Annotated in this window: 4 protein-coding genes; 2 read left to right on the top strand and 2 right to left on the bottom strand. The window is 73.3% G+C overall.

Going from position 1 to position 3,638, the window contains the following annotated elements:
• On the top strand, positions 1 to 263 hold a 263-nt coding region (locus D471_RS0105395), incomplete at its 5' end, for an oxidoreductase C-terminal domain-containing protein (protein WP_026127437.1).
• A 49-nt stretch (positions 264 to 312) separates the two neighbouring features.
• Here D471_RS0105395 and D471_RS0105390 read toward each other — a convergent pair.
• Complete coding sequence (locus D471_RS0105390) at positions 313 to 1,377, bottom strand: endo-1,4-beta-xylanase (RefSeq protein ID WP_017597683.1); 1,065 nt, start codon at positions 1,375 to 1,377, stop codon at positions 313 to 315.
• Positions 1,378 to 1,439: 62 nt separating this feature from the next.
• Positions 1,440 to 2,693, bottom strand: a complete 1,254-nt coding sequence (locus D471_RS0105385; protein WP_017597682.1) for a cytochrome P450 — start codon at positions 2,691 to 2,693, stop codon at positions 1,440 to 1,442.
• A 238-nt stretch (positions 2,694 to 2,931) separates the two neighbouring features.
• Here D471_RS0105385 and D471_RS0105380 point away from each other — a divergent pair.
• A partial coding sequence (locus D471_RS0105380; protein ID WP_026127436.1) for a serine/threonine-protein kinase occupies positions 2,932 to 3,638 on the top strand: 707 nt, incomplete at its 3' end.

Here is a 3,638-nt window from a genome sequence, read left to right as displayed (position 1 = left end):
CCCGACTGGCGGGAGGGGACCCCGGAGACTACACCGCCCGGGGCTGGGTGCCCACCTTCTGGTCCGACCAGTACCGTCACACGCTGCGGATCGCCGGACTGTCCGCCGGATACGACAGGACCGAGCTGAGCGGTGTCCCCGGCGCCGAACCGTTCAGCGTGCGCTGCCTGGCCGGGGACCGGCTCCTGGCGCTGGAGAGTCTCGACCGTCCCCGCGACCACTCGTCGGCCCGCCGCGAACTGCGGGCCCACCCCCTCACCTGATCCCCGACGGGCGTCCGCCCGGCTCCCCTCCGGGCGGACGCCGGAGGCCTCACCCGGAGGAAGGCGGCGTCGGCCGTCGCGACAGCGCCTCGACGATCCCCTCCAGCGCGGGCTTGGGCCGGTACTCCTCGTCGAACGGGGTGGCCGCCGTGTACCCCGGGAACCACTCCGGGATCCACGAGTGCCCGTCACCGACCCCCCACACGGTCACCCCCACGCACCCGGGCACGTCCAGGCAGGACTCGACCACGCGACGGTACTCCCCGGCCTGCGCCTGCAGTTCGGCGTCGGTGACCGGCTCGGGCACACGTACGTCCAGCTCGGTGACGGCCACCTCCAGCCCCAGGTCGGTGAAGCGCCGCATGGTCGAGGCCAGGTCCTCGGGCACCTGCCCGTGGACGAAGTGGCTCTGGAAACCGATGCCGTGCAGGGGCACACCCCGGTCCACCAGGTCCTCCGCCAACGCGTACAGGGCGTCGGCCTTGGCGCCGCCGCCCTCGATCCCGAACTCGTTGATGTACAGCCGCGCCTCGGGGTCGGCCTCGTGCGCGACCCACAGGGCCTCGGCGATGTAGTCCTCGCCCAGGACCCCGTACCACAGGTTCTCCCGCAGCTCCGCTCCCTCGTCCGTGAAGGGCTCGTTGATCACGTCCCACGCCGTGACCCGCCCCTCATAGCGGCCCACCAGCTCCCCGACGTGCTCCCGCATGACCTGGCGCAGCTCCTGCGGGCCGAACGAGCCCTGTTCCAGCCACGCGGGCAGCTGGTTGTGCCACAGAAGCGTGTGCCCCCGCACGTCGAGGCCGCCCCGCTCGGCGAAGTCCATCACCGTGTCCGGGCCGCTCCAGTCGAACCTGCCCCGCTCGGGCTGCACGTACTCCCACTTCATCGTGTTCTCCGCGGTCACCGACGTGTAGTTCCCGGTCACCACGTCCCGGTACTCGTCGTCCCCGCGCAGCGGTTCGACCGCGACCGCCACCCCCAGGTCCACCCCGTGCACGGCGGCCAGGACCGGGGTGCCGCTCTCCGGCCCCCCGTCCTCGGGCAGTGCCACGGCCAGCGCCGCGGCCACCACGGACACCGTCGCGCACCCCGCCAGCACCGCCAGCGCCATCGCGCTCCCCCGTGACGGGAACCGCCCCCCGGCGGCCCCGCGCCGCACGCCCCCGCCCACGGCTACCGCGCACCGGTCGTGACGGGGAAGGCGGACAGCGCGCGTACCGAGAGCGTCGGCCGTCGTGTGGGCGGGGCCGTGGGCCGCAGCCTCGGGACCCGCTCGGCGAGCGCGCGCAGGGCGATCTGCCCCTCAAGACGGGCCAGCGGCGCCCCCAGGCAGTAGTGGGCTCCGCTGGAGAAGGAGAGGTGGTCGGCCGCCTCGGCCCGGGTGATGTCGAACCGGGCGGGTTCGGTGAACCGGGCGGGGTCGCGGTTGGCCGAGCCGATCAGGCACAGAACCTGCTCACCCCGCCTCAGGGGCTCGCCGAGGACGTCCGTGTCCTCCTGCGCCCACCGCGAGGTCACCTGTACCGGCGAGTCGAACCGCAAGATCTCCTCCACGGCGCCGTCGACCAGGTCGGGGTCGGCCACGAGCCGGTCCCACTGCTCCCGGTGGCGCAACAGGGCCGTCACCCCGTTGCCGATGAGGTTCACGGTGGTCTCGAACCCGGCGACCAGCAGCAGACGGCACATCGCCGCCAGCTCGGTGGAGGACAGCCTGTCGCCGTCCTGCTCGGCCACCAGGGCCGACATCACGTCCGCGCGCGGGCGGGCGCGTCGGTCGGCCGCCATCCGGGCGAACAACGCGTCGAGCTCGTCGTTGGCCTCGTGGATCTCGCGGAGCTGGCGCGCCGACCGCGCTCCGTCCAGGGCGGTGCCGATGACCGTGCCGATCCGCACGAACGCGTCGTTGTCGGCCTCGTCGACCCCCAGGAGCCGGGAGATGACGGCGATCGGCAGCGGCTGGGCGTAGTCGCGCATGAGGTCGAAGTCGCCCCGCTCCAGCGCCGAGTCCAGCAGCGCCTCGGCGATCTTCTCGATCTCCGCCCGGTACCCGGCCACGCGGCGCGGCGCGAACGCCGGGCGCGCCATCTTCCGCAGCCGGGTGTGGTCGGGCGGGTCCCGCTGGAGGAAGGACAGGTCCATCACGTCGAACTCCTCGCGCGGGACGAACCCCTCCGGGGCCCGGACGCCGAACGCCCGTTCGGCCAGGACGTGTCCGACGGTCGCGTGCGTGTGCGTGACGCGAAAACCCAGGCGGCTGGTGGCGAACGGTCCCCCGGCGCGCAACCGCGCGTAGGTGGGGTAGGGGTTCTCCCGCCAGGGCCAGTGCAGGAGACGAGTGGCGTGGTCACCCGACTGAGCCGCCACCCATGACAGGGCGGTGGCGGAGCGCAGTCGGGCGTCGAAACGGAGTGAGTCGATCATCCGCATGGCTGTGGTCCTCTCGTGACGTACACGACACTAGGGGTGCGAAGCCGCGTCTCTCAGCCGCTCCCGGAGAATGGCCGAACACGGACGTGGGGGAACTCCACCGCCGTCTGGGTCGTTACCGCCCCAGCACGGACCGAAACCGGTGCCCGTGTCCGGTTCCCGACCCGGGGGCGGATCTGTCCTCGGTCCGCCCGCCCCGGCCCTAGACTGGGGCCTCCGCGAGCGGCAGAGTCGGAGGATGAGGACGTTGGGCGCCTTGGACAACAACGACCCGGAGCGCGTCGGGCGGTACCGGCTGGTCAGCCGTCTGGGCGCCGGGGGCATGGGCCAGGTCTACCTCGGCCGCTCCGCCGGCGGCCGGGCCGTCGCCGTCAAGCGCATCCACCCGCACATGGCCGCGGACGCCTCCTTCCGTCAGCGCTTCGCCCGCGAGGTCACCGCCGCGCGTCAGGTCAGCGGTGCCTTCACCGCCCCCGTCATCGACGCGGGACCCGACGACGAGGTGCCCTGGCTGGTCACCTCCTACGTCCCCTCCCTGCCCCTGGACGAGGCGGTCCGCGACCACGGACCCCTGCCCGAGGCCAGCGTCCGCGTCCTCGCCGCCGGCCTGGCCGAGGCGCTCGGCGAGATTCACCGGGTCGGCCTCATCCACCGCGACCTCAAGCCCGGGAACGTACTGCTGGCCCAGGACGGGCCCCGGGTCATCGACTTCGGTATCGCCCGCGCCACCGACGGCACGGCCGCCACCCAGTCGGTGATCGGCACCCCCGGCTTCATGAGCCCCGAACAGGTGGAGGGCCAGACCCTGACCCCCGCCAGCGACCTGTTCGCCTACGGGGCGGTCCTGGCCTTCGCCGCGACCGGCACCGGGCCCTTCGGCGAGGGCAGCATGCCCACCATGGTCATGCGGATCGTCAGCGCGGACCCGGACCTGTCTGCGGTCCC

The organism is Nocardiopsis lucentensis DSM 44048, from assembly GCF_000341125.1.
GTDB lineage: Bacteria > Actinomycetota > Actinomycetes > Streptosporangiales > Streptosporangiaceae > Nocardiopsis > Nocardiopsis lucentensis.
This window is presented reverse-complemented; position numbering and strand designations above follow the sequence as displayed.

Bases quoted from the DNA above. Each gene is read 5' to 3' on its own strand.
- D471_RS0105385 (WP_017597682.1), bottom strand. From the start codon at position 2,693: ATGCGGATGATCGACTCACTCCGTTTCGACGCCCGACTGCGCTCCGCC.
- D471_RS0105390 (WP_017597683.1), bottom strand. From the start codon at position 1,377: ATGGCGCTGGCGGTGCTGGCGGGGTGCGCGACGGTGTCCGTGGTGGCC.